Source organism: Streptomyces sp. NBC_01551 (assembly GCF_026339935.1).
Classification (GTDB): domain Bacteria; phylum Actinomycetota; class Actinomycetes; order Streptomycetales; family Streptomycetaceae; genus Streptomyces.
The window spans coordinates 3,177,497-3,198,711 of the sequence record NZ_JAPEPX010000001.1 but is presented as its reverse complement, the minus strand read 5'-3'; the positions used below and the strand labels follow the sequence as shown (position 1 = coordinate 3,198,711).

Genomic DNA, 21,215 nt, shown 5'->3' with positions numbered 1-21,215 from the left:
ATAGCACCGAGCACACCCGTTGAGTACAGATTGTGGCCTCCTGCTGCCGGATTTCAACCGGAAGGAGTCGAGCAGGTAGTCTGTACGGTCTGCGCGGTGTCTGTTCTCAGGCGCCGTGCCACGCATCACGACCCTCCTGCCACGGAACGACCGTGGCCGCTGAGTCCAAAGGAGGTGGGTTCCACATGCGTCACTACGAAGTGATGGTCATCCTCGACCCCGATCTCGAGGAGCGCGCTGTCTCCCCGCTGATCGAGAACTTCCTCTCCGTCGTCCGTGAGGGCAACGGAAAGGTCGAGAAGGTCGACACCTGGGGCCGTCGTCGTCTCGCTTACGAGATCAAGAAGAAGCCCGAGGGCATCTACTCGGTCATCGACCTTCAGGCCGAGCCTGCGGTCGTCAAGGAGCTTGACCGACAGATGAACCTGAACGAGTCGGTTCTCCGGACCAAGGTCCTTCGCCCCGAGACCCACTGAACTTCGGTTCAGCGGTAATCGGGATCGAGTAGCACAGCAGCCCAGCAGCAATCCCCGCCGAGAGGTTCATCCATGGCAGGCGAGACCGTCATCACGGTCGTCGGCAATCTCGTCGACGACCCCGAGCTGCGCTTCACCCCCTCGGGTGCGGCGGTCGCGAAGTTCCGTGTCGCGTCCACCCCCCGCACCTTCGACCGTCAGACCAATGAGTGGAAGGACGGCGAGAGCCTGTTCCTGACCTGCTCGGTGTGGCGGCAGGCGGCGGAGAACGTCGCTGAGTCCCTCCAGCGAGGCATGCGCGTCATCGTGCAGGGCCGGCTGAGGCAGCGGTCGTACGAGGACCGTGAGGGTGTCAAGCGCACGGTCTACGAGCTGGACGTCGAGGAAGTCGGCCCCAGCCTGAAGAACGCCACGGCCAAGGTCGCCAAGACCACCGGTCGCGGCGGTCAGGGTGGATACGGCGGCGGCGGTCAGCAGCAGCAGGGCGGTGGCGGCGGCTGGGGCGGAGCCCCCAGCGGCGGCGCCCCGCAGGGCGGCGGAGCTCCCTCCGACGACCCGTGGGCGTCCAGCGCGCCGGCCGGCGGCCAGCAGCAGGGCGGCGGCGGGGGCGGCTGGGGCGGAAGCTCCGGCGGCTCCGGCGGTGGCTACTCGGACGAGCCGCCCTTCTAGGGCAGCTCGCATCCAAACTTCTTGATCACACAGGAGAGACACAATGGCGAAGCCGCCTGTGCGCAAGCCTAAGAAGAAGGTCTGCGCGTTCTGCAAGGACAAGACCGCGTACGTGGACTACAAGGACACGAACATGCTGCGGAAGTTCATTTCCGACCGCGGCAAGATCCGTGCCCGCCGCGTTACCGGCAACTGCACGCAGCACCAGCGTGACGTCGCCACGGCCGTCAAGAACAGCCGTGAGATGGCGCTGCTGCCCTACACGTCCACCGCGCGATAAGGAAAGGGTGACCGAATAATGAAGATCATCCTGACCCACGAGGTCTCTGGCCTCGGCACCGCCGGCGATGTCGTCGACGTCAAGGACGGTTACGCTCGCAACTACCTGGTCCCGCGTGGTTTCGCGATCCGCTGGACCAAGGGTGGCGAGAAGGACGTGGCGCAGATCCGCCGCGCCCGCAAGATCCACGAGATCGCGACCATCGAGCAGGCCAACGAGGTCAAGGCCAAGCTCGAGGGCGTGAAGGTCCGTCTGGCCACCCGCGCGGGTGACGCCGGTCGCCTCTTCGGTTCCGTCACCCCGTCCGACATCGCCACGGCGATCGAGGCTTCCGGTGGCCCGAAGGTCGACAAGCGCCGCGTTGAGCTGGGCTCCCCGATCAAGACCCTCGGTTCGTACCAGGTCTCCGTGCGTCTGCACGCCGAGGTCGCCGCGAACGTGGGCATCGAGGTCGTCGCCGCCTAAGGGCTGCGCATGAAGGGCCGCACCCCGATGGGGTGCGGCCCTTCGTCGTTGTCGGGCGATGTTTCACGTGAAACACGAGCGGGCCCCTCGCCGTGTTTCACGTGAAACATCGGTCGGTGGGTAGCCGCCGGCTCAGCGAGTGGCCCCCGCGACCAGCCAGCGACCCGAGCGGGCGCGCAGCTGGAGGGTGGCCATCCGGACCAGCATCATCAGCGTCATGGCCCACCAGAGGGTCGTCAGGCCGCCGCCCAGGGTCGGGACGAGCAGGGCCGCCGGGGTGAACACGGCGAGGGTCAGCAGCATCGCCCAGGCGAGGTAGCGGCCGTCACCGGCGCCCATCAGGACGCCGTCCAGGACGAAGACGATGCCGGAGACCGGCTGGGAGACCGCCACGACCAGCAGGGCGGGCAGCAGGGCTTCCTCGACGGCGGGATCGCTGGTGAACAGGGGAATGAACACCGGGCGGGCCACGACGACCAGCAGGCCGAGCACGATGCCCGAGACGATCCCCCACTGAACCATGCGCCGGCAGACCGCCTTGGCGCCCTGGGTGTCGCCCGCTCCCAGGTAGCGGCCGATGATGGCCTGGCCCGCGATGGCGATCGCGTCCAGGGCGAAGGCCAGCAGGCTCCACAGGGCGAGCACGATCTGGTGGGCGGCTATGTCGGCGTCGCCCAGCCGGGCCGCGACGGCCGTGGCGATCATCAGCACCGCGCGCAGGGACAGCGTGCGCACGAGCAGGGGCGCGCCGGCCTGGGCGCAGGCGCGTATGCCCGCCGCGTCGGGGCGAAGGGAAGCGTTGTGCTCGCGGGCGCCCCGGACGACCACGAAGAGGTACGCGGCGGCCATGGCGCACTGGGCGATGACCGTGCCCCAGGCGGAGCCGGCGATGCCGAGGCCCGCGCCGTAGACGAGGGCGACGTTGAGGACGCCGTTGAGGGCGAATCCGCCGATGGCCACGTAGAGCGGGGTCCGGGTGTCCTGGAGGCCGCGGATCACGCCGGTGGCGGCGAGCACCATCAGCATGGCCGGGATGCCGAGGGCGGAGATCCGCAGGTAGGTGATCGCGTACGGGGCGACGGTGTCGGAGGCCCCGAAGAGGGAGACGAGCCAGGGTGCGAGGGGCATGACGACGGCGATGACGGCCGCGCCGAGCAGCAGAGCGAGCCAGATGCCGTCCATGCCCTGCCGGATGGCGGCCTGGAGGTCGCCGGCGCCGACGCGGCGGGCGACGGCCGCGGTGGTGGCGTAGGCGAGGAAGACGAAGACGCTCACGGCGGTGGTGAGCAGGGCGGCGGCGATGCCGAGACCCGCGAGCTGGGGGGTGCCGAGGTGCCCCACGATGGCGCTGTCGGCCATCACGAAGAGGGGCTCGGCGACGAGGGCGCCGAAGGCGGGGACGGCGAGTGCGAGTATCTCGCGGTCGTGCCGTCTCGGGGCAGCCTTCGGTGCTGCGGGGGCCTGAGTCATGCGCTCAATCTAATCTTCCACAGGTAATAGATGCAAGGGTCTTTCAATCCTTACCGACGCATTGACTTGGGCGTTCTCCGCACCCCGTTGGAGGCGATCTTGAGACCGTGGCCAAGAATTTTCTCCCCCACACTCGGTGGAAGGAGGAATCGCAGGTCAGGATGGGTGGGAGGGTGGGGTAGGTGATTTTGTCCACAGCCCCGTCCCCTGGTCCGTGCACAGCTTCGGAGGAGTTACCCACAGCATTGGCGCCGTCATCCACATCTCATCCACACACCCTGTGGATAACAAGATTGGCTGACGTCGCCAACGGCCCTACCGTTGGGCGTTGCCCGACGCGCCGAGAGCCGATTCGGGCGCCCCAAATGTCAGAGCCGTGTCGTAGAAAGAGTGGCACGGCGAGGTCCGCGTTGCGGACGGGAGGAGGCGGCCCGGTGAGTATGCCCGAGCCCATGGACGACCCTTGGGCCGACAGCGGTCCGGGCGACCGTCTGCCCGCCCGCCCGCGCCGTAACAGCGAAGGCCGCGGCCGCGGGGACGACCAGCAGGACCGGGGCCGCGAGGGCGGCTCCTGGGACGGTGGAGGGGGCGGCTTCGAGCGCGTCCCGCCGCAGGATCTCGACGCCGAGCAGTCCGTCCTCGGCGGCATGCTGCTGTCGAAGGACGCGATCGCCGACGTGGTCGAGGTCCTCAAGGGCCACGACTTCTACCGCCCCTCGCACGAGACGATCTACCAGGCCATCCTCGACCTGTACGCCAAGGGCGAGCCGGCCGACCCGATCACGGTCGGCGCCGAGCTGACCCGGCGCGGCGAGATCAGCAAGGTCGGCGGGGCCTCGTACCTGCACACCCTGGTCCAGTCGGTGCCCACGGCGGCGAACGCCGAGTACTACGCCGAGATCGTCCACGAGCGGGCGGTCCTGCGCAGGCTGGTCGCGGCCGGCACGAAGATCACGCAGATGGGATACGCGGCCGACGGCGACGTCGACGAGATCGTCAACAGCGCCCAGGCCGAGATCTACGCCGTCACCGAGCAGCGGACCTCCGAGGACTACCTGCCGCTCGGCGACATCATGGAAGGCGCCCTCGACGAGATCGAGGCGATCGGCTCGCGCAGCGGCCAGATGTCCGGCGTCCCGACCGGCTTCACCGACCTCGACTCCCTCACCAACGGTCTGCACCCGGGCCAGATGATCGTCATCGCGGCCCGACCCGCGATGGGCAAGTCGACGCTCGCGCTGGACTTCGCCCGGGCCTGCTCCATCAAGAGCAACCTGCCGAGCGTCATCTTCTCCCTCGAAATGGGCCGCAACGAGATCGCGATGCGCCTGCTGTCGGCGGAGGCCCGGGTGGCGCTGCACCACATGCGCTCCGGCACCATGACGGACGACGACTGGACCCGGCTGGCCCGCCGGATGCCCGACGTGTCCGCCGCCCCGCTGTACATCGACGACTCCCCCAACCTGTCGATGATGGAGATCCGGGCCAAGTGCCGCCGGCTCAAGCAGCGCAACGACCTCTCGCTCGTCGTCATCGACTACCTCCAGCTGATGCAGTCGGGCGGCTCGCGCCGTCCCGAGAGCCGCCAGCAGGAGGTCTCGGACATGTCCCGAAACCTCAAGCTGCTGGCGAAGGAGCTGGAGGTCCCGGTGATCGCGCTGTCCCAGCTGAACCGTGGTCCCGAGCAGCGCACCGACAAGAAGCCGATGGTCTCCGACCTGCGTGAGTCGGGTTCGATCGAGCAGGACGCCGACATGGTGATCCTGCTGCACCGCGAGGACGCGTACGAGAAGGAGTCACCGCGCGCGGGCGAGGCCGACCTGATCGTGGCCAAGCACCGTAACGGCCCCACGGCGACGATCACGGTGGCCTTCCAGGGCCACTATTCACGGTTCGTGGACATGGCCAACACGTAGCATCCGCTCATGGATGCCGTATCTGAGGATCTTGAACTGCTGCCCGCGACCCGGAGGGCGCTGAGGCACCGGATCGCCGTCGCGCAGAGCGAAGGGCGGGCGCCGTCGGTGGTGGCGGCCGTGGCGCGTGGCGGCGAGGTGGTCTGGGAGGGTTCCCGGACTTCCGTGGAGGGCCACGGGCCCGACGGGAACGTGCAGTACCGGATCGGTTCGATCAGCAAGACGTTCACGGCGGTTCTGGTGATGCGGCTGCGGGACGAGGGCCTGCTGGCGCTCGGGGATCCGCTGGAGAAGCACCTGCCGGGGACGGGCGCCGGAGAGGTGACCGTCGCCCAGTTGCTGGCCCACACCGGCGGGTTGGCCGCGGAGACCCCGGGCCAGTGGTGGGAGCGGTCCGCGGCCGCGCTGCGGCCGGAACTGTCCGACGTCCTGGGGGAAGAGCCGTTCCGGCACGGGCCGGGGCGGCGGTTCCACTACTCCAACCCCGGCTACACGCTGCTGGGTTCGCTCATCGAGGCCGTGCGCGGGAAGCCGTGGGGCGAGGTGCTGCGGGCCGAGGTGCTGGAGCCGCTGGGGCTCGACCGTACGAGCCTGTCGCCGCAGGCCCCGCACGCCGGTGGCTGGGCGGTGCATCCGTGGGCGGACGTGATGATGCCGGAGCCCCTGGAGGACCTGGGGCTGATGGCTCCGGCCGGTCAGCTGTGGTCCACGACCAGGGACTTGGCGCGCTTCGCGGTGTTTCTGGCGCGTGGTGACGAGCGGGTGCTGAACGCGGATTCGGTACGGGAGATGCGGACGTCGGCCGCTCCGCCGGAGCCGGGCCTCGCCGAACTCGGCTACGGGCTCGGCGTCCAGCTGATGGACAGCGACGGGCGCCGGCTCGTGGGGCACAGCGGTTCGCTGCCGGGGTTCGTCGCGGGGCTGTGGCTCAGCGAGGCGGACGACGTGGCGGCGGTGGTGCTGGCCAACTGCACGTCGGGACTGCCCGCCACGGCGTTGGCCGCGGACCTGGTGGCGATCGTCGCGGACGCGGAGCCGCGGTTCCCGGAGCCGTGGCGGCCCTTCCGGGAGGCGGATCCGGTGGCGCTGGAGCTGTGCGGCCCCTGGTACTGGGGTACGTCGGCGCAGGTGGTGACGCTGTCGGCGGACGGACTGCTGGAACTGCGCCCGGTGGGCGCGGCGGGCCGGGCCGCCCGGTTCCGTGCGGAGCCGGACGGCACCTGGACGGGGCTGTCCGGCTACTACGCGGGGGAGGCGCTGCGGGCCGTGCGCCGGCAGGACGGTTCGGTGAGCCACCTCGATCTGGGCTCGTTCGTCTTCACCCGGGAGCCGTACGACGCCCAGGCCCCGGTGCCCGGCGGAGTCGACCCGCAGGGCTGGCGGGGCATCGGCTAGGCCTCCGCCGGTCCGTCCCGGAGCGTTCAGACGACGAGTTCGCGTTCGAGCGGGGTACGGAAGCGTGGGGTGACGCGGGCGTCGCCCACCCACTGGGCGAGCCGGGCGGCCTCGGCGCTGATGGCCGTCTCGGCGGCCCGCCCGGCGGCCCCGAGCAGGCGCCAGACGATCTCGCCGTCGGGGCGCTGCGCCCAGCCGCCGACGATCTCGCCGTTCCACCACACGGTGGGGCCGATGTTGCCCGCGTAGTCGAAGAGGGCGGGCCGGTAGGCGGGGTCGAGGTGGAAGGAGCGGTCGGCCCAGCCCATGCCGCTGGGGTCGAGGCCGGGCAGGAGGGCGGCCCAGGGTTCCGGGGCGGGTTCGGGCCCAGTGTCGCCGGGGCCGACGAGCGCGGTGCTGCCGTTGTCGAGGCGGACCTGGTCGGGGCCGACGGCGGCGAGGGCCTTGCGGACGTCGGTGAGGGTCCAGCCGGTCCACCATGCGAGGTCGGCCTCGGTGGCCGGACCGTAGGCGTGCAGCCAGCGGCGGGCGATCTCGGCGCGGGCCTCGGCAGCGGGCAGGGCGGGCCGGGGCTGGGTGTGGACCCACCGGAACTGGCTGGAGGTCCACGAGCCGCGGGGCCGGTCGCGGCGGATCCTGCCGTCGGCGGCGAGGAGGCGGATGACGCGCGTGGCGACGCCGGTCTCGGTCTCGTACTTCTTGCCCCGGCCGATGGTGATCTTCTGGCGCAGGGCGGGTACGGCGGCGGAGATCTGGCTGCCGGTGGAGGCGCCTTGGAGGTCGAGGGCCGCGAGCGCGGCGGCTTCTGCCCGGGCGAGCCAGTCGGCGTCGAGGCTCTGGCCGTCCTCGTCGAGGTGCTTGAGGAACGCCCGGCGTTCCTTGGCGGCGATGCCCCGGGCGGTGGACGCGTCCACGTAGGGGGCGAGTTCGGCGGAGACGGCGAAGAGCGTGTTGCGCATGCTGAGCAGTCGGACGACGCTGACGTCCTTGTAGAACGCCTGCTCGATGGTGGCCGGGCTGCCTTCGGTGAGGCGGGCGCGGGCGGAGAGGTAGACCGTCGCCGCGTCGGTGGCGTGCAGGGCGACGACGGCGTCCGCCGCCCGGGCCACGGTGGTGGCGCGGGCGGAGGGAGCCAGGCGGTGTCGACGTCCGAGCCGGTGGCGGCGCTCGGCGGTGGTGACGAGGGGGAGGCTGGGGCTCATCCTCCGGATCGTAGGCCGGGCCGCTGCCGGCGGCCCGGCCTGCCGGGGCACCTGTCAGAGCTGCAGTTTGAAGCCGACGTGGGAGGCGGTGAACCCGAGCCGCTCGTAGAAGCGGTGGGCGTCGGTCCGGGTCGCGTCCGAGGTGAGCTGTACGAGTTGGCAGTTCTCGCGGCGGGACCGGTCGATGGCCCATTCGATGAACCGGGTACCGAGGCCGCTGCCGCGTTCGTCGGCGTGGACGCGGACGCCTTCGATGATGGCGCGGGTGGCTCCCTTGCGCGACAGCCCGCGGACGATGGTGAGCTGGAGGGTGCCCACGACCCGGTCCGCGCGGACGGCGACGACCACGTGCTGATGGGGGTCTTCCGCCAGCTGCTTCAGCGCCGCCAGGTACGGGGTGAGGTCGTCCGGGGATTCGCGGGTGGCGCCGAGGGGGTCGTCGGCGAGCATGGCGACGATGGCCGGCAGGTCGTCCTCGGTGGCCGGTCGGATGAGCAGTTCGGGGGTGTCGGTCATGGCGGGGATGTCCTTTCTCAGCCGGCTGCCACGGTGATCGGTGCCCAGCGACGGGTCCAGTCGCCCGGCAGGCCGGGGATGCCACGGGTCATCACGGCGTTGAAGGCGACGGAGCCGAGGCCGCGGTCCTTGAGCCAGCCGAGGAGCTCCTCGTGGCGTACGTCGACGTCGGTCCGCAGCGGCCGTTCGGTGGTGGTGGCGAGGGCCGTGACCAGTGCCCGGGCGCCGGCGGTGTCGCGGGCGATCAGCGGGCCGAGGACATGGGTCTCCATGTTGGGCCAGAGGGCGGCGTAGCCGATGAGGTCACCGGCCGGGTCTTCCGCGACGACGAGCCGGTCCGCGAAGGCGGGGAGCCGCGTGATCATGTGGGTCCGGTCGGAGCCGAAGACCTCGGCGTCCAGGCGCAGGATCCGGGGGAGGTCTTCGGCGGTGGCCGACCGGACCTGGACGGCATCCCGCGCGGGGCCGGTGGTCGCGGGATCGGGGCTGAACGCGCCTTGGAGCATTTCGGCCCGGCCCGTGGTGTCGAACCCGAGTTCCTCGTACAGGGGTCGGCCGTACGGGGTGGCGTGCAGGGTCAGCGGAGTGCCCTTGAGGACGTCGTCACAGACATGGGTCATCAGGCGGCGCCCGAGGCCTTGGCGGGCGTAGCGGTCGGCGACGAGAACCATGCCGATGGCGGCGAGGTCCGGCGCGGTGTGGTCGTGCCCGTACCGGGTGACGACGCAGGCTGCCGCGAGGCCTTGGCCGTCGGGGGCGTCGATGCCGTACCCGTCACCGGCGGCGATGAGCAGTCCCCACTTGTGCTCCTCGCGGGGCCAGCCGCGGTCTTGGGACAGGTCGGCGCAGTGGCGGAGGTCCTCCGGCGTCAGCGCGCGGATCGGCAGGTCGGTGAGGTGTGGTGGTGTCACGGCCCCAGAGTGGATCATTGGTCGGGGGCCGTCCAGAGGATTTGGCGGTGGATGTTTCACGTGAATCATCCACCCGCCTCCCTGGAAAGGCTCGAAATGGTTCGTAAGGGCTCGATGTTTCACGTGAAACACGCTGCTTCTCCCGCAGCCGAGACCGGGCGGTGACTCCGATAAAGGCACGGGTTAGCCTCCACTGTTATGACTCTCCTCCACCTCTTTGACCTCGACGGGACGCTGATGTACGGCTCGGCGGCGCCGGTCGAGATTTCCCGTCAGCTCGGCGTGAGCACCGAGATCGGCGAGCTGGAGCGCGCGTTCGCGGCGCGGGAGCTCACACCGCAGGAGTTCTCGATCGCGGCACACGCGCTGTGGGCGGAGCTGACGCCCGCGCATGTCCGGGCGGCGTTCGAGGGGGCTCCGTGGCTGTCGGGGATCCGCGAGGTGTGGCGGGAGATCCACGCACGCGGGGACTACTGCGCGGTGATCTCGCTGTCGCCGTCGTTCTTCGTGGAGCTGCTCCTGGAGTGGGGAGCGCACGCCGCCCATGGGTCGGTCTACCCGACGGTGCCGTTCACCGGCCCGCTGGACGTGGCGGGGATCCTGACGCCCGAGGGCAAGGTCGACGTGGCGGACCGGCTCTGCGCGCGGTTCGGGGTGACCCGGGCCGACTGCGTCGCGTACGGGGATTCCCTGACCGACTCGGTGCTCTTCGAAGCGGTGCCGAAGTCGGTGGCGGTCAACGCGCGGCCGTATCTGGCGGAGCGCGCGACGTATGTCTATGAGGGGCGGGACCTTCGGGAGGCATACCAGCTCCTGGGGTTGGCGCGCCCGGAAGTTGAGACATCTTAAGAGGAAAGGAGGTTCGAAACGCGGAATTTCCGCATTCCCCCGCAGGCCTCTCGGTCGGCTGGCACGCTGTGAAATCCGGAACCACGGATACGAGGCCGTGGCGCGTGCAGACCCGACCGAGATGCTCGAAGCGAGGCACCGCATGGACGCTGCGCCCACCAGATCGGCAAGACCGAGGACGGGCCGGATACCTTCCCGGGGCGGTGAGATCGAGCCTTCCCCGGATGCCTTGCTCATCCGCCGGACCCTGGCGGAGATCGGACCCGTCGCAGACAAGGTGACCTCGTACTTCTACGCCCTGGTGTTCAGTGGGCACCCGGAAGTGCGCGGCATGTTTCCCGCGGCCATGGACGTGCAGCGCGACCGGCTGCTGAAGGCCCTCCTCACGGCCGCCGAGCACATCGACGACCCGGACGTGCTCATCCCCTATCTGCGCAGGCTGGGCACCGGCCACCGCAAGTACGGCACCATGGCGGGTCACTATCCGGCGGTCGGCGAGGCGCTGATCGGAGCGCTGGCGCGGTACTCGGAGCTGACCTGGGGGCCGGAGACCCAGGCCGCGTGGGTCCGCGCGTACACCGCGATCTCCCAGATCATGATCGATGCCGCCGCGGAGGACGAGCTGAAGGCCCCGGCCTGGTGGCACGCGGAGGTGGTCTCCCACGATCTGCGCACCCCGGACATCGCCGTGCTGACGGTGCGCCCGGACCAGCCGTACAGCTTTCTCGCGGGCCAGTACACGAGCCTGGAGACCCCGTGGTGGCCGCGCGTGTGGCGGCACTACTCCTTCGCGTCGGCGCCGCGCGCCGACGGGCTGCTGTCCTTCCACGTCAAGGCGGTACCGGCGGGCTGGGTCTCCAACGCCCTGGTGCGCCACGCCCAGCCGGGCGACGTGCTGCGCCTGGGACCGCCGGCCGGATCGATGGTCGTGGACCACAGCACCGACAACGGAATGCTCTGCCTGGGGGGCGGAACCGGCATCGCCCCGATCAAGGCCCTGATCGAGGACGTCGCCGAGCACGGCGAACGGCGCCCGGTGGAGGTGTTCGTCGGAGCGCGCAGTGACAACGACCTGTACGACAAGGACACCCTGCTGGGGTTGCAGCGCTCGCACCCGTGGCTGTCGGTGCGGCCGGTGATCGGCGGGGGGCTGGCCGGCCAGCTGCCGCACGCGGTCGGGGAGCACGGGCCGTGGAGCTCGTACGACGCGTTCATCTCTGGGCCTGCGGCGATGATCCGCAGCGGTGTGGACGCCCTCAAGCGGATCGGGATCCCCGGGGACCGGATCCGGCACGACGCCGTGGAGGAGCTGGCGGGCATCGCGGGCTGAGGCCGGCGGCCCCCGCCGGCCTCAGACGTACCCGGGTCGGGACAGGGATCAGCCCAGGTCGGGGGCGTGCATGGCGCGTACGCCCTCGATGTTGCCGTCGAGGTAGTGGCGCAGGGACAGCGGGACGAGATGGACGGCGGCGATGCCGACCCGGCTGAAGGGCACCCGGACGATCTCGTACTCCCCTTCGGGCTCGTCGATCTCGGGTCCGTGCCGTTGGCTGGGGTCCATCGATTCGAGGTGGCAGACGAAGAAGTGCTGCACCTTCACGCCGGTCACCCCGCCGGCGGCGATGTGCTCGACCGTGTCGACGAAGCACGGCACCACATCGGTGATCTTCGCGCCGAGTTCTTCGTGGACCTCCCGGTGGAGGGCGTCGATGACGGTGGCGTCCGAGGCCTCCACTCCCCCGCCGGGGGTGAGCCAGTAGGGATCGACGCCGGGCTTGGTGCGCTTGATGAGGATCAGGTCGTCACCGTCGAGCAGGATCGCGCGGGCGGTGCGTTTGACCACGGGACGTTCGGTCATGGGAGAAGAGTGGCCCAGTACTCCGCTTCTGAAACGCGCCGGGCCGCACAACCGGGGGCTCACCAGCGCGCGGCGGCGCGCAGCAGCCGGTCGTGGGCGCGGGAGACGTGGGCGAGGGCCAGACTCCCGGCGCGCGCGACGAGGAACCAGGTGCGCAGCGGCGGTACGGCCGGCTCCAGCAGGGCGACGATCTCCCCGCGGCCCAGCGCGTCCTGGCACAGGTAGCGGGGCAGGACGGCGAGTCCGGCGCCGGCCCGGACGCATTCCAGTACGGCGCGCAGGTCGGGGGCGACGACGGTGGCGGCGTCGGGCCGGGTATCGGGCCGGCTGTCGAAGACGGCGGCCCAGTAGCGGGTGACCAGCGGCAGCGTTTCGTGGACCTCCACGAGCGGGATGCCGTCGAGGGCGGTCGGACCGGTGTCGCGCAGCCGGTCGGGGTCGACGAGGGCGGCCCAGTAGGGAGCGGCGACCAGGACGTGCTCCTCGTCGCACAGGGCGGTGGCGGTGAAGAGCGCGGGGCGCGGGCGGGCGGTGGTGACGATGAGGTCGTGGTGGCCGGCGGCGAGTGCGTCGAGCAGCTCCTCGGATCCGGCCCGCAGGGCGGTGCGCAGGGTGTGGCCCTGGCCTACGAGGGGCGCGAGGGCGGGGAGCACGCGCAGGGACAGGAACTCGGGGGGTCCGGCGATGTGGAGGGTCCGGGGCGCGCCCACGGCCTCCCGCTCGGTCTCGGTGATGCGCAGCAGCGCGTCGAGGTGGGGGGCGGCCTTGTGGGCGAGCTCGTCACCGACGGCGGTGGGGGTGACGCCGCGCGCCCGGCGGTGGAACAGGGGCCGGCCCATCTGACGTTCGAGGGTGCGGATCTGCGAGGTGACGGCGGGCTGGGACAGCCCGAGCAGCGCCGCGGCCCGGGTGAACGAGCCTGCCCGGTGCACGGCGACGAAGGTGCGCAGCAGGGCCAGGTCCATGGCGGCCCCTCTCGGTGGGGGCCTACAACTATAAATATGTCGATAGGCCCCTGTCGTTACCGTGATTGGACTCTGACAGAGAGTCAATTAGCCTTGTGCGCGTGGTTCTTCACGCGCGGAACCCGGGGCGGTCCGAGCCACTAGGGGGGAGGCTCGGATCGCCCGTCCGCTTGTCCGCGGCGCCTGCGGGCCCACCCGTCAGGCGGCCGGGCCCGCCGCGTCCAGGGCCCGCAGTACGTCCCTGACCAGGTCCTCGGTGTCCTCGGCGCCGGCGGAGAAGCGGATGAACCCCTCCGACACGGCGTCGCCGCCCCACCGCCCGCGGCGCTCCGCGGTGGACCGAACGCCGCCGAAGCTGGTGGCGTCCTCCACCAGGCGCAGGGCGCTCAAGAACCGTTCCGCGTGGCCGCGGTCGGGCAGGGTGAAGGAGAAGATCGACCCGAAGCCGGTCATCTGAAGGGCCGCCGTCTTGTGCGAGGGGTCCGAGGGCAGCCCGGGGTAGCGCAGCCCGGTGACCTCGGCGCGGCCGGCCAGCGCTTCCGTGACGGCCAGGGCGTTGGCCCACTGGCGCTGGGCGCGCAGCTGGATGGTGGCCAGCGAGCGGTGGGCGAGCCAGGCCTCCATCGGCCCCGGGATGGCCCCGACGATCTTGCGCCAGCGGCGGATGCCGGCGGCGAGCTCCGGGTCGCGGCAGACGACGTAGCCGAGCAGCAGATCGCCGTGGCCGGTCAGGCCCTTGGTGCCGCTGGCCACGGAGAAGTCGGCGCCGAGTTCCAGGGGCCGCTGTCCGAGCGGGGTGGCGAGGGTGTTGTCGACGGCGACCAGGGCGCCACCGGCGTGGGCGGCCTCGACCAGCCGGCGCACGTCGCAGACATCGAGCCCGGGGTTGGAGGGGGTCTCGATCCACAGCACCCGCGCCCCGTCGAGGACGGCGAGCTGGGCGTCGCCGCCGGTCGGGGCGGTGCGTACGCGGACCCCGTACGCCTCCAGTTGCTCGCGGAGCAGGGGCAGTGCCTGGTAGCCGTCGTCGGGAAGGACGACGGTGTCGCCGGTACGCGTCTGGGAGAGGAGGACGGCGGAGATCGCGGCCATCCCGGAGGCGAAGACGACGGTCTGCGCACCGTCCTGGCCGGGCGCCTCCAACTCGCCGATGGCCTGCTCCAGCAGGGTCCAGGTGGGGTTGGTGTCGCGGCCGTAGGTGTACGGGCCTTCGACGTCGCCCGGGAGGTGGAAGTGCGCGGCGAAGACGGGCCCGGGCAGGGGTGGTTCGTTCTTGACGGGCTCGGGCAGTCCGGCGCGCACGGCGCGGGTGCCGTCGCCGATCCGGTCTGCCGGGGCCGGGTCGGGGGTGTGGTCGGTCACGGGGAGGTGCTCCTTCACGGCGTGGCGGACTCCACGGCTGCCAGCGCGGCCTCGCGTACGGCTTCGAGCAGTCCGGGACTGGCGGCCTCGACCAGCTCCAGGCATTCCTCGAACCCGTCGAGGGAGCCGTAGTACGGATCCGGTACGTCGGTCTCGGCGCACGAGGGGGCCGAGGGGGCCGAGCGGGCCGAGTGCGCTGAGGGCGCTGAGGGCGCCGAGGGGGTTGAGACGCCCGCGACGGCCGGATCGTAGGACCGCAGCAGCCGGACCTTGGAAGCGTGTTCGGGCGTGGGAGCGAGGGCCCGGAGGTCCCGCAGATGTCCGGCATCGAGTGCGATGACGAGGTCGAGGCGGTCGAACCAGGAGGCCCGGAACTGCCGGGCCCGGTGGTCCTGCTCGTACCCGGCGGCTTCGAGGACGGCGATGGTGCGCGGGTCGGCGCCGTCCCCCTCGTGCCACCCGCCGGTGCCGGCGCTGTCCACCTCGACGAGGCCGTCGAGTCCCGCCTCGGTGACGTGGGCGCGGAAGACGGATTCGGCCATGGGCGAGCGGCATATGTTGCCGGTGCAGACGAAACAGACGCGGTACACGGCGGCCGGTCAGCTCTTGTCGGGCAGGACCATGTTCACGGCCCAGGAAACGATGGAGATGATCAGGCCGCCGACGACGGCGGTCCAGAAGCCGTCGACGTGGAAGCTGAGGTCGAGCTTCGAGGCCAGCCACGAGGTCAGCAGCAGCATCAGCGCGTTCACGACCAGCGTGAACAGCCCGAGGGTGATGATGAACAGCGGCAGCGAGAGCAGCTTCACCACGGGCTTGACGATGACGTTGACCAGTCCGAAGACCAGCGCCACCAGGATCAGCGTCAGGGTGCGGCGGCCCATGCTGCTGCCGTCGTCGAGGGTGATACCCGCGAGCAGCCAGATGGCGACGGCCAGGGCCGCCGCGTTGGCGAGCGTCTTGACTAGGAAATTCGTCATGTGTCTGATCGTGGCAGAGAAGATCCCGGCGGGACATCAGCAGATCAGCGGATGCCGCGGCACAAGAGAGCACAAGGGGCACAACGAGGATGAAAGCCTTCCGGCTGGACGAGCTCGAAGCGGAGCGGGTCGCCAACGACGGCGCCTATCTGCAGTTCCTGCGGGAGCGGAACATGTCGGTCGGGCTCTACGCGCTCGACGCGGGGCAGATCGACCCCCAGCAGCCGCACGGCCAGGACGAGGTGTACTTCGTCGTGAGCGGCCGCGCCTCGATCACGGTCGGGGAGGAGACGACGACGGTGGCGAACGGAAGCGTGGTCTACGTACCGGCCGGCGTGCCCCACAAGTTCCACCACATCACGGAGAACCTGAAGGTGATGGTGGTCTTCTCCCCGCCGGAGAGCTGAGCGGGCGAAGAGCCTGCCCGGGCCGGGGAGTACCTGGGAGTGAGGGTCGGCCCCCGGCCCCCCTAGGGGGTGGATCAGGGGAGTGCGGGGGCTCGCGGGCCCCCGCTCGAGCCGGTGGCCTCCTAGCATCGAGAGCAGGAAGTCACGGACGAGGAAGAGGTAGTGGACATGGACGGGATCCGGCAGATATTCGCGGGCATGCCCTGGTGGGTGAAGTGGGTCGCCGTGCCGCTGCTCGTGCTCTTCGTGTTCGGCGGTGTGATCACCAGCATCATCGGCGCGCTGATCGGGTTCGTCTTCAAGCTGCTGCTGCTCGCGGCCCTCGTCGGCGGTCTGATCTTCATCGTGAAGAAGTTCACCGGCGGCGGCACGAAGTCCTCCTCCGGGGAGTGGTAGTCCCGCCCGGTCCGGGCGGTCCGGGGATTGACCCAGGTGAGGGAACGTGAGGGGCTAAAGGCCTCACAGGCCGGGAACCGGTGGATAGAGTGCCGATCTGTGCCGATCCCTGGGCACCGAGAAGTCGGTATCACCGCCCCTGACCTGCGGTTGTACAGAGCAGCTGGCGAGAACGACCCCCCAGGAGCCGCGGCATGAGCGGGGGCGGCCCCCGCAGGGTGGGCCCCAAGGCCCGCCGCCACGCCTGGGGGTGAGCTTTGGCTGCGGTTCACAATGACGGTGTGCCGACCCTGATCGGTTCGGTGCAGAGGGCGCTGAGGCTGCTCGAAGCGGCGGGTTCCCATAGCGGGGGAGCCCCGGCGAAGCAGCTGGCGCGCGAAGCCGGGCTCCCGCTTCCCACCGCGTACCACCTGCTGCGCACCCTGACGCACGAGGGCTACCTGCGCCGGGAAGGCGGAGTCTTCGTGCTCGGTCCCGCCGCCGGCAGGCTCGCCGACGGGGGACTCCAGCAGAAACGTCGCAGCATGATCGTCGACTCGCTCGCGCACTTCCGGGACGCGGTCGGGGCTCCCGTCTACTTCGCGGTCTACCGCGAGGGTGAGATCGAGATCGTGGCCGTCTCGGACACCCCGGCCGGCCCGGCCTGCGAGGAGTGGGCCGATTTCCGCGCGACCGGTCACGCGCACGCCATCGGGCAGTGCCTGCTCGGCCAGCTCGACGAGAAGGCGCGCAAGGACCACTACGACCGTCATCCGGTCGAGGCCATCACGCCCCACACGGTGGCGGACCCGCGCTCCCTGGAGGACCGGATCGCCGCCATGGGGCGGATGCGGCCCGTGGTCGAGCGGCAGGAATACGCACTCGGCACGGTGTGCGCGGCCATCCCGATCACCGCCGGGGACACCGCCGCGACCATGGCCATTTCTCTACCCCTGCACCAGGAAGAGCGATTGCTGTATGTAGTCGATCGACTACGGAGTGAAGTAGGCGCGCTGTTGAGCACCCTCTCGTTCTCTATCAGTATCTGAAAACTCACTCCTTGTGATCTGCTCGCGCTTCCACCACTCTTGTCAAGAGAGCCTGGGGGGATCAATCTTGGCCACTTCCACTACAGCGGGGTAGGCAATGCGCGAGTCGGTACAGGCAGAGGTCATGATGAGCTTCCTCGTTTCCGAGGAGCTCGCGTTCCGGATTCCCGTGGAACTCGGGTACGACGCCCGTGACCCCTACGCGGTCCGCCTTACCTTCCACCTTCCCGGAGACGCGCCCGTGACCTGGGCGTTCGGTCGGGAACTCCTCCTCGACGGCATCAACAAGCCATGCGGTGACGGCGATGTGCACATCGCGCCGACCACTCCCGAGGACCTGTCCGATGTCCACATTCGCCTCCAGGTCGGCGGTGACAGGGCGCTGTTCCGCGCGAGCGCGGCGCCGCTCGTCGCTTTCCTCGACCGCACCGACCGGCTGGTCCCGCTGGGGCAGGAGCGCAACCTCGGTGACTTCGAGGAGACCCTGGACGTGGCGCTCGGCAAGATCCTCGCCGAGTCGCGCCAGAACGAGCAGAACGCGGGCTGACCTGGCCGGGCCGACTGGACCTGGACTGGGCCGGCTGGACCAGGCTGACCTGGCTGGGCCTTTGGGTGACCTGGCTGGGCCCGGGCTGATCAGGGCTGGCCGGAGCCGGAGCCGGCTCGTCCCGGGCCCGCTTTCAGCGCTTGCGCCGCCGGCCCCGGCCGCCGCGGATCGGCCCCGAGGCCGGCGCGGCGTCCGGGAGACCCGGCCGGTCGGCGGAAACCACCAGCGCGGCCAGCGCCGTTGTCACCGGGACCGAGGCCACCAGCCCGATCGAACCCACGAGCGTCCGTACGATCTCCTCCGCGACGAGCTCGCTGTTGGCCACCGAACCCATGCTGCTGTTGGCGATGGAGAACAGCAGCAGCAGCGGAAGCGCCGCGCCCGCGTAGGCCAGGACCAGGGTGTTGACGACCGACGCGATGTGGTCGCGTCCGATCCGGATGCCCGCCCGGTACAGGGCGCGCGGCCCCATCGTCGGGTCGGCCTGGCGGAGTTCCCAGACCGCCGACGTCTGCGTGACCGTCACATCGTCGAGGACGCCCAGCGATCCGATGATGACGCCCGCGAGCAGCAGACCGCTCATGTCGATGTTCGGGTAGAGCCCGTGGATCAGCCCGGTGTTGTCGTCGGTGTTCCCGCTGAGGAACGCCCAGTCGATGAACCCCGAGCCCAGCAGCCCGATGAGCAGCAGCGAGACGAGCGTGCCGAGGACCGCGACCGAGGTGCGGGCGGTCAGCCCGTGGCACATGTAGAGCGCGATCAGCATGATGGCACTGGCCCCGATGACCGCGACGACCAGCGGATTCGAGCCCTGCAGGATCGCCGGGAGGATGAAGAGGGTCAGCACCGCGAAGCTGACGGCGAGCGCGATCAGCGCGAACAAGCCGCGCATCCGGCCGACCAGGACGACCGCCACGGCGAAGATGCCGGCCAGGACCGCCATCGGGAGCTTGCGGTTCACGTCGATCACGGAGTACTGGAGGTCCCGGGGCGCGTCCGGCGCGTACGCCACCACCACCCCCTGGCCGTCCTCCAACTGGCGCGGTGCGCCGGGCTGGACGATCTCGACGAAGGTCCGGCCCTTCTCCGGGCCGGTGCCCACCTCGATGGTGGCCTTCTTGCACTCGCCGGTCTGCGCGGCCTGGGCCTCACGCCCCTCGGGGGTGGAGGGGTTGGGCGTGGAGGGCACCTGCCCGGCGTTCACGGACTTGCAGTCGACCTGCTCCAGGGAGACGACCTTGCCCTGCTGGGTCTGCCGGTCGAACCCCACACCGGAGCGCTCGTGCGCGGGAGCGCCGCCCGGCCAGAGCACCACCAGGCCGACGACGACGGCGGTGGCGAAGGGGATCAGCACGGCCGCGATGACCTTGCGCAGGTGCTTCGAGACAGGGGCCGCCGGGCCGTGGCTGTGGCTGTGGGAATGCCCGTGGCCGTGCCCCGGACCGGAGTGCGAGTGGCCCGAGTGGTCGGCGGGTTCGGCGTGCTGGATGGGGGGCTGCGGCGAGGACGTCACTGCCTGATCATCGCAAGAGATGAGGGGGCCCACTGTTCAGCACGCCATAGATGACGCTAGCGTGGGGGCACCTTTGCACAACGCGGGAGCTCGGAGCACCGGGCTGAGAGGGCGCTGATCACCGTAGGCGCGTCGACAGACGCATACGGGAAGAGGCTGCGCCGACCGCCGAACCTGTTACCGGGTAATGCCGGCGTAGGGAGATAGGTCTCATGACCATTCAGGACGCACGCACGCCTGCCGTCAGCCAGGACGCCGACGGCCAGACCGAGCGCCAGCCGGGCTGGCACAAGGGCTACGTCGCGGGCTCCCGCCCCGACATCCGGGTGCCGGTCCGCCAGGTCCACCTCACCAACGGCAAGGACGTGAGGCTCTACGACACGTCCGGGCCGTACACCGACCCGCAGATCGAGACCGACGTGCGCCGGGGCCTCGCGCCGCTGCGCGAGAACTGGATCATCAGCCGCGGCGACACCGAGGAGTACGCGGGCCGTCCCGTGCGCCCCGAGGACGACGGCATCAAGCACACCTCGCCGCGCGGTGGCCTCAAGAACCTCGACGCGGTCTTCCCGGGCCGCCCCCGCCAGCCCCGCCGGGGCCGCGGCGGCGCCGCCGTCACGCAGCTCGCGTACGCCCGCCGCGGTGAGATCACCCCGGAGATGGAGTACGTCGCGATCCGCGAGAACGTCTCCCCCGAGGTCGTCCGCGAGGAGATCGCCGCCGGCCGCGCGGTGCTCCCGGCGAACGTGAACCACCCGGAGATCGAGCCGATGATCATCGGCAAGAAGTTCCTGGTGAAGGTCAACGCGAACATCGGCAACTCCGCCGTCACCTCCTCCATCGAGGAGGAGGTCGACAAGATGACCTGGGCGACCAAGTGGGGCGCCGACACGGTCATGGACCTCTCCACCGGCCGCAACATCCACACCACCCGCGAGTGGGTGCTGCGCAACTCGCCCGTGCCGATCGGCACCGTGCCGCTCTACCAGGCGCTGGAGAAGGTCGACGGCCGGGCCGAGGAGCTGACCTGGGAGATCTACAAGGACACGGTCATCGAGCAGGCCGAGCAGGGCGTCGACTACATGACGGTCCACGCCGGCGTGCTGCTCCCGTACGTGCCGCTGACCGCCCGTCGCAAGACCGGCATCGTCTCGCGCGGTGGCTCGATCATGGCCGCGTGGTGCCTGGCGCACCACAAGGAGAACTTCCTCTACACGAACTTCGAGGAGCTCTGCGAGATCCTCGCGACGTACGACGTCACGTACTCGCTGGGCGACGGCCTGCGCCCCGGCTCCATCGCGGACGCCAACGACGCGGCGCAGTTCGCGGAGCTGAAGACGCTGGGCGAGCTGAACACGATCGCCAAGCGCCACAACGTGCAGACCATGATCGAGGGCCCGGGCCACGTCCCGATGCACAAGATCAAGGAGAACATCGACCTCCAGCAGGAGATCTGCGAGGAGGCGCCGTTCTACACGCTCGGCCCGCTGACCACGGACGTCGCGCCCGCGTACGACCACATCACCTCGGGCATCGGCGCCGCGATGATCGCCTGGTGGGGCACCGCGATGCTCTGCTACGTCACGCCCAAGGAGCACCTGGGCCTGCCGAACCGCGACGACGTGAAGACCGGCGTCATCACGTACAAGATCGCCGCGCACGCGGCGGACCTGGCCAAGGGGCACCCGGGCGCGCAGGAGTGGGACGACGCCCTCTCGGACGCGCGGTTCGAGTTCCGCTGGGAGGACCAGTTCAACCTGGCCCTCGACCCGGACACGGCCCGCGAGTTCCACGACGAGACGCTCCCGGCCGAGCCGGCGAAGACCGCGCACTTCTGCTCCATGTGCGGCCCGAAGTTCTGCTCGATGAAGATCTCCCAGGACATCCGCCGTGAGCACGGTGGTGACCTGAAGGCCGACGAGATCCAGGCGGGCATGGCGGAGAAGTCCGCCGAGTTCGCGGCGAGCGGCAACCGGGTGTACCTGCCGCTGGCCGACTGACCCGGCCGGC

23 protein-coding genes and 1 riboswitch are annotated in these 21,215 nt (G+C 70.4%); of the genes, 13 read left to right on the top strand and 10 right to left on the bottom strand.

Features of this window, described 5'->3' with window-relative positions; genetic code table 11:
- Positions 1-185 precede the first annotated feature (185 nt).
- From rpsF to rplI, 4 genes are all read left to right on the top strand, one after another.
- Positions 186-476 carry a 30S ribosomal protein S6 gene (gene rpsF, locus OG982_RS14300; RefSeq protein WP_004950685.1) on the top strand — a complete coding sequence of 97 codons (291 nt, stop codon included), beginning with the start codon at positions 186-188 and terminating at the stop codon, positions 474-476.
- Positions 477-548: 72 nt separating this feature from the next.
- Complete coding sequence (locus OG982_RS14295) at positions 549-1,145, top strand: single-stranded DNA-binding protein (protein ID WP_266786799.1); 597 nt, start codon at positions 549-551, stop codon at positions 1,143-1,145.
- A 43-nt stretch (positions 1,146-1,188) separates the two neighbouring features.
- On the top strand, positions 1,189-1,425 hold the full coding sequence (gene rpsR / locus OG982_RS14290; RefSeq protein WP_005315025.1) for a 30S ribosomal protein S18: 237 nt from the start codon (positions 1,189-1,191) through the stop codon (positions 1,423-1,425).
- 18 nt (positions 1,426-1,443) lie between these two features.
- On the top strand, positions 1,444-1,890 hold the full coding sequence (gene rplI / locus OG982_RS14285; protein ID WP_266786801.1) for a 50S ribosomal protein L9: 447 nt from the start codon (positions 1,444-1,446) through the stop codon (positions 1,888-1,890).
- A gap of 132 nt (positions 1,891-2,022) precedes the next feature.
- Here the strand turns inward: rplI and OG982_RS14280 are convergent, their stop codons facing one another.
- Positions 2,023-3,360 carry an MATE family efflux transporter gene (locus tag OG982_RS14280; RefSeq protein ID WP_266786803.1) on the bottom strand — a complete coding sequence of 446 codons (1,338 nt, stop codon included), beginning with the start codon at positions 3,358-3,360 and terminating at the stop codon, positions 2,023-2,025.
- A 452-nt stretch (positions 3,361-3,812) separates the two neighbouring features.
- On the opposite strand from OG982_RS14280, the gene dnaB reads away from it, so the two are divergent.
- Both dnaB and OG982_RS14270 read left to right on the top strand, forming a co-directional pair.
- The gene (gene dnaB, locus OG982_RS14275; protein WP_243629416.1) at positions 3,813-5,276 is read left to right on the top strand and encodes a replicative DNA helicase; all 1,464 of its coding nucleotides are present in this window, start codon (positions 3,813-3,815) and stop codon (positions 5,274-5,276) included.
- A gap of 9 nt (positions 5,277-5,285) precedes the next feature.
- The gene (locus OG982_RS14270) at positions 5,286-6,671 is read left to right on the top strand and encodes a serine hydrolase (protein WP_266786805.1); all 1,386 of its coding nucleotides are present in this window, start codon (positions 5,286-5,288) and stop codon (positions 6,669-6,671) included.
- A 26-nt stretch (positions 6,672-6,697) separates the two neighbouring features.
- On the opposite strand, the gene OG982_RS14265 is transcribed toward OG982_RS14270, so the two are convergent.
- The 3 genes from OG982_RS14265 to OG982_RS14255 are packed head-to-tail and all read right to left on the bottom strand — an operon-like array spanning position 6,698 to position 9,300.
- Positions 6,698-7,873 (bottom strand): winged helix DNA-binding domain-containing protein, encoded by a 1,176-nt coding sequence (locus OG982_RS14265; protein ID WP_266948665.1) that lies wholly within the window; start codon positions 7,871-7,873, stop codon positions 6,698-6,700.
- 54 nt (positions 7,874-7,927) lie between these two features.
- Positions 7,928-8,389 carry a GNAT family N-acetyltransferase gene (locus tag OG982_RS14260; protein WP_266786806.1) on the bottom strand — a complete coding sequence of 154 codons (462 nt, stop codon included), beginning with the start codon at positions 8,387-8,389 and terminating at the stop codon, positions 7,928-7,930.
- Between the two features lie 17 nt (positions 8,390-8,406).
- Positions 8,407-9,300 carry a GNAT family N-acetyltransferase gene (locus tag OG982_RS14255; protein WP_266786807.1) on the bottom strand — a complete coding sequence of 298 codons (894 nt, stop codon included), beginning with the start codon at positions 9,298-9,300 and terminating at the stop codon, positions 8,407-8,409.
- 198 nt (positions 9,301-9,498) lie between these two features.
- Here OG982_RS14255 and OG982_RS14250 point away from each other — a divergent pair, with 198 nt between their 5' ends.
- Positions 9,499-10,149 carry an HAD family phosphatase gene (locus OG982_RS14250; RefSeq protein ID WP_266786808.1) on the top strand — a complete coding sequence of 217 codons (651 nt, stop codon included), beginning with the start codon at positions 9,499-9,501 and terminating at the stop codon, positions 10,147-10,149.
- A complete protein-coding gene (locus OG982_RS14245; protein WP_323139254.1) occupies positions 10,073-11,479 on the top strand; it encodes a globin domain-containing protein in 1,407 nt (468 codons plus the stop codon). The genes OG982_RS14250 and OG982_RS14245 overlap by 77 nt, the downstream gene beginning before the upstream one ends.
- 48 nt (positions 11,480-11,527) lie before the next feature.
- Here OG982_RS14245 and OG982_RS14240 read toward each other — a convergent pair whose 3' ends face one another.
- From OG982_RS14240 to OG982_RS14220, 5 genes are all read right to left on the bottom strand, one after another.
- Entirely contained in the window at positions 11,528-12,007 is a 480-nt protein-coding gene (locus OG982_RS14240; RefSeq protein WP_266786810.1) for an NUDIX domain-containing protein, read from the bottom strand.
- 59 nt (positions 12,008-12,066) lie between these two features.
- Positions 12,067-12,972, bottom strand: a complete 906-nt coding sequence (locus tag OG982_RS14235; RefSeq protein ID WP_266786812.1) for a LysR family transcriptional regulator — start codon at positions 12,970-12,972, stop codon at positions 12,067-12,069.
- 198 nt (positions 12,973-13,170) lie between these two features.
- Positions 13,171-14,334 (bottom strand): cystathionine gamma-lyase, encoded by a 1,164-nt coding sequence (locus tag OG982_RS14230; RefSeq protein ID WP_266948663.1) that lies wholly within the window; start codon positions 14,332-14,334, stop codon positions 13,171-13,173.
- A gap of 14 nt (positions 14,335-14,348) precedes the next feature.
- Positions 14,349-14,924, bottom strand: coding sequence for a low molecular weight protein-tyrosine-phosphatase (locus OG982_RS14225; protein WP_266786815.1), 576 nt, complete (start codon positions 14,922-14,924; stop codon positions 14,349-14,351).
- Positions 14,925-14,933: 9 nt separating this feature from the next.
- Complete coding sequence (locus OG982_RS14220) at positions 14,934-15,314, bottom strand: phage holin family protein (RefSeq protein WP_266786817.1); 381 nt, start codon at positions 15,312-15,314, stop codon at positions 14,934-14,936.
- Between the two features lie 89 nt (positions 15,315-15,403).
- Between OG982_RS14220 and OG982_RS14215 the strand changes: the two genes are divergently transcribed.
- From OG982_RS14215 to OG982_RS14200, 4 genes are all read left to right on the top strand, one after another.
- Entirely contained in the window at positions 15,404-15,721 is a 318-nt protein-coding gene (locus OG982_RS14215) for a cupin domain-containing protein (RefSeq protein WP_266786819.1), read from the top strand.
- 168 nt (positions 15,722-15,889) lie between these two features.
- Positions 15,890-16,117: a DUF5326 family protein gene (locus OG982_RS14210; RefSeq protein ID WP_266786821.1), complete on the top strand. Its 228-nt coding sequence runs from the start codon at positions 15,890-15,892 to the stop codon at positions 16,115-16,117.
- A gap of 281 nt (positions 16,118-16,398) precedes the next feature.
- Complete coding sequence (locus OG982_RS14205; RefSeq protein WP_266786823.1) at positions 16,399-17,145, top strand: IclR family transcriptional regulator; 747 nt, start codon at positions 16,399-16,401, stop codon at positions 17,143-17,145.
- 97 nt (positions 17,146-17,242) lie between these two features.
- Positions 17,243-17,692: an SsgA family sporulation/cell division regulator gene (locus OG982_RS14200; RefSeq protein ID WP_266786825.1), complete on the top strand. Its 450-nt coding sequence runs from the start codon at positions 17,243-17,245 to the stop codon at positions 17,690-17,692.
- A 133-nt stretch (positions 17,693-17,825) separates the two neighbouring features.
- Here OG982_RS14200 and OG982_RS14195 read toward each other — a convergent pair whose 3' ends face one another.
- Entirely contained in the window at positions 17,826-19,238 is a 1,413-nt protein-coding gene (locus OG982_RS14195; RefSeq protein WP_266786827.1) for a YibE/F family protein, read from the bottom strand.
- A gap of 39 nt (positions 19,239-19,277) precedes the next feature.
- Positions 19,278-19,424, top strand: a riboswitch (TPP riboswitch).
- On the opposite strand from OG982_RS14195, the gene thiC reads away from it, so the two are divergent.
- Entirely contained in the window at positions 19,418-21,205 is a 1,788-nt protein-coding gene (gene thiC / locus OG982_RS14190) for a phosphomethylpyrimidine synthase ThiC (RefSeq protein ID WP_266786829.1), read from the top strand. (Overlaps the previous riboswitch by 7 nt.)
- Positions 21,206-21,215: the final 10 nt, after the last annotated feature.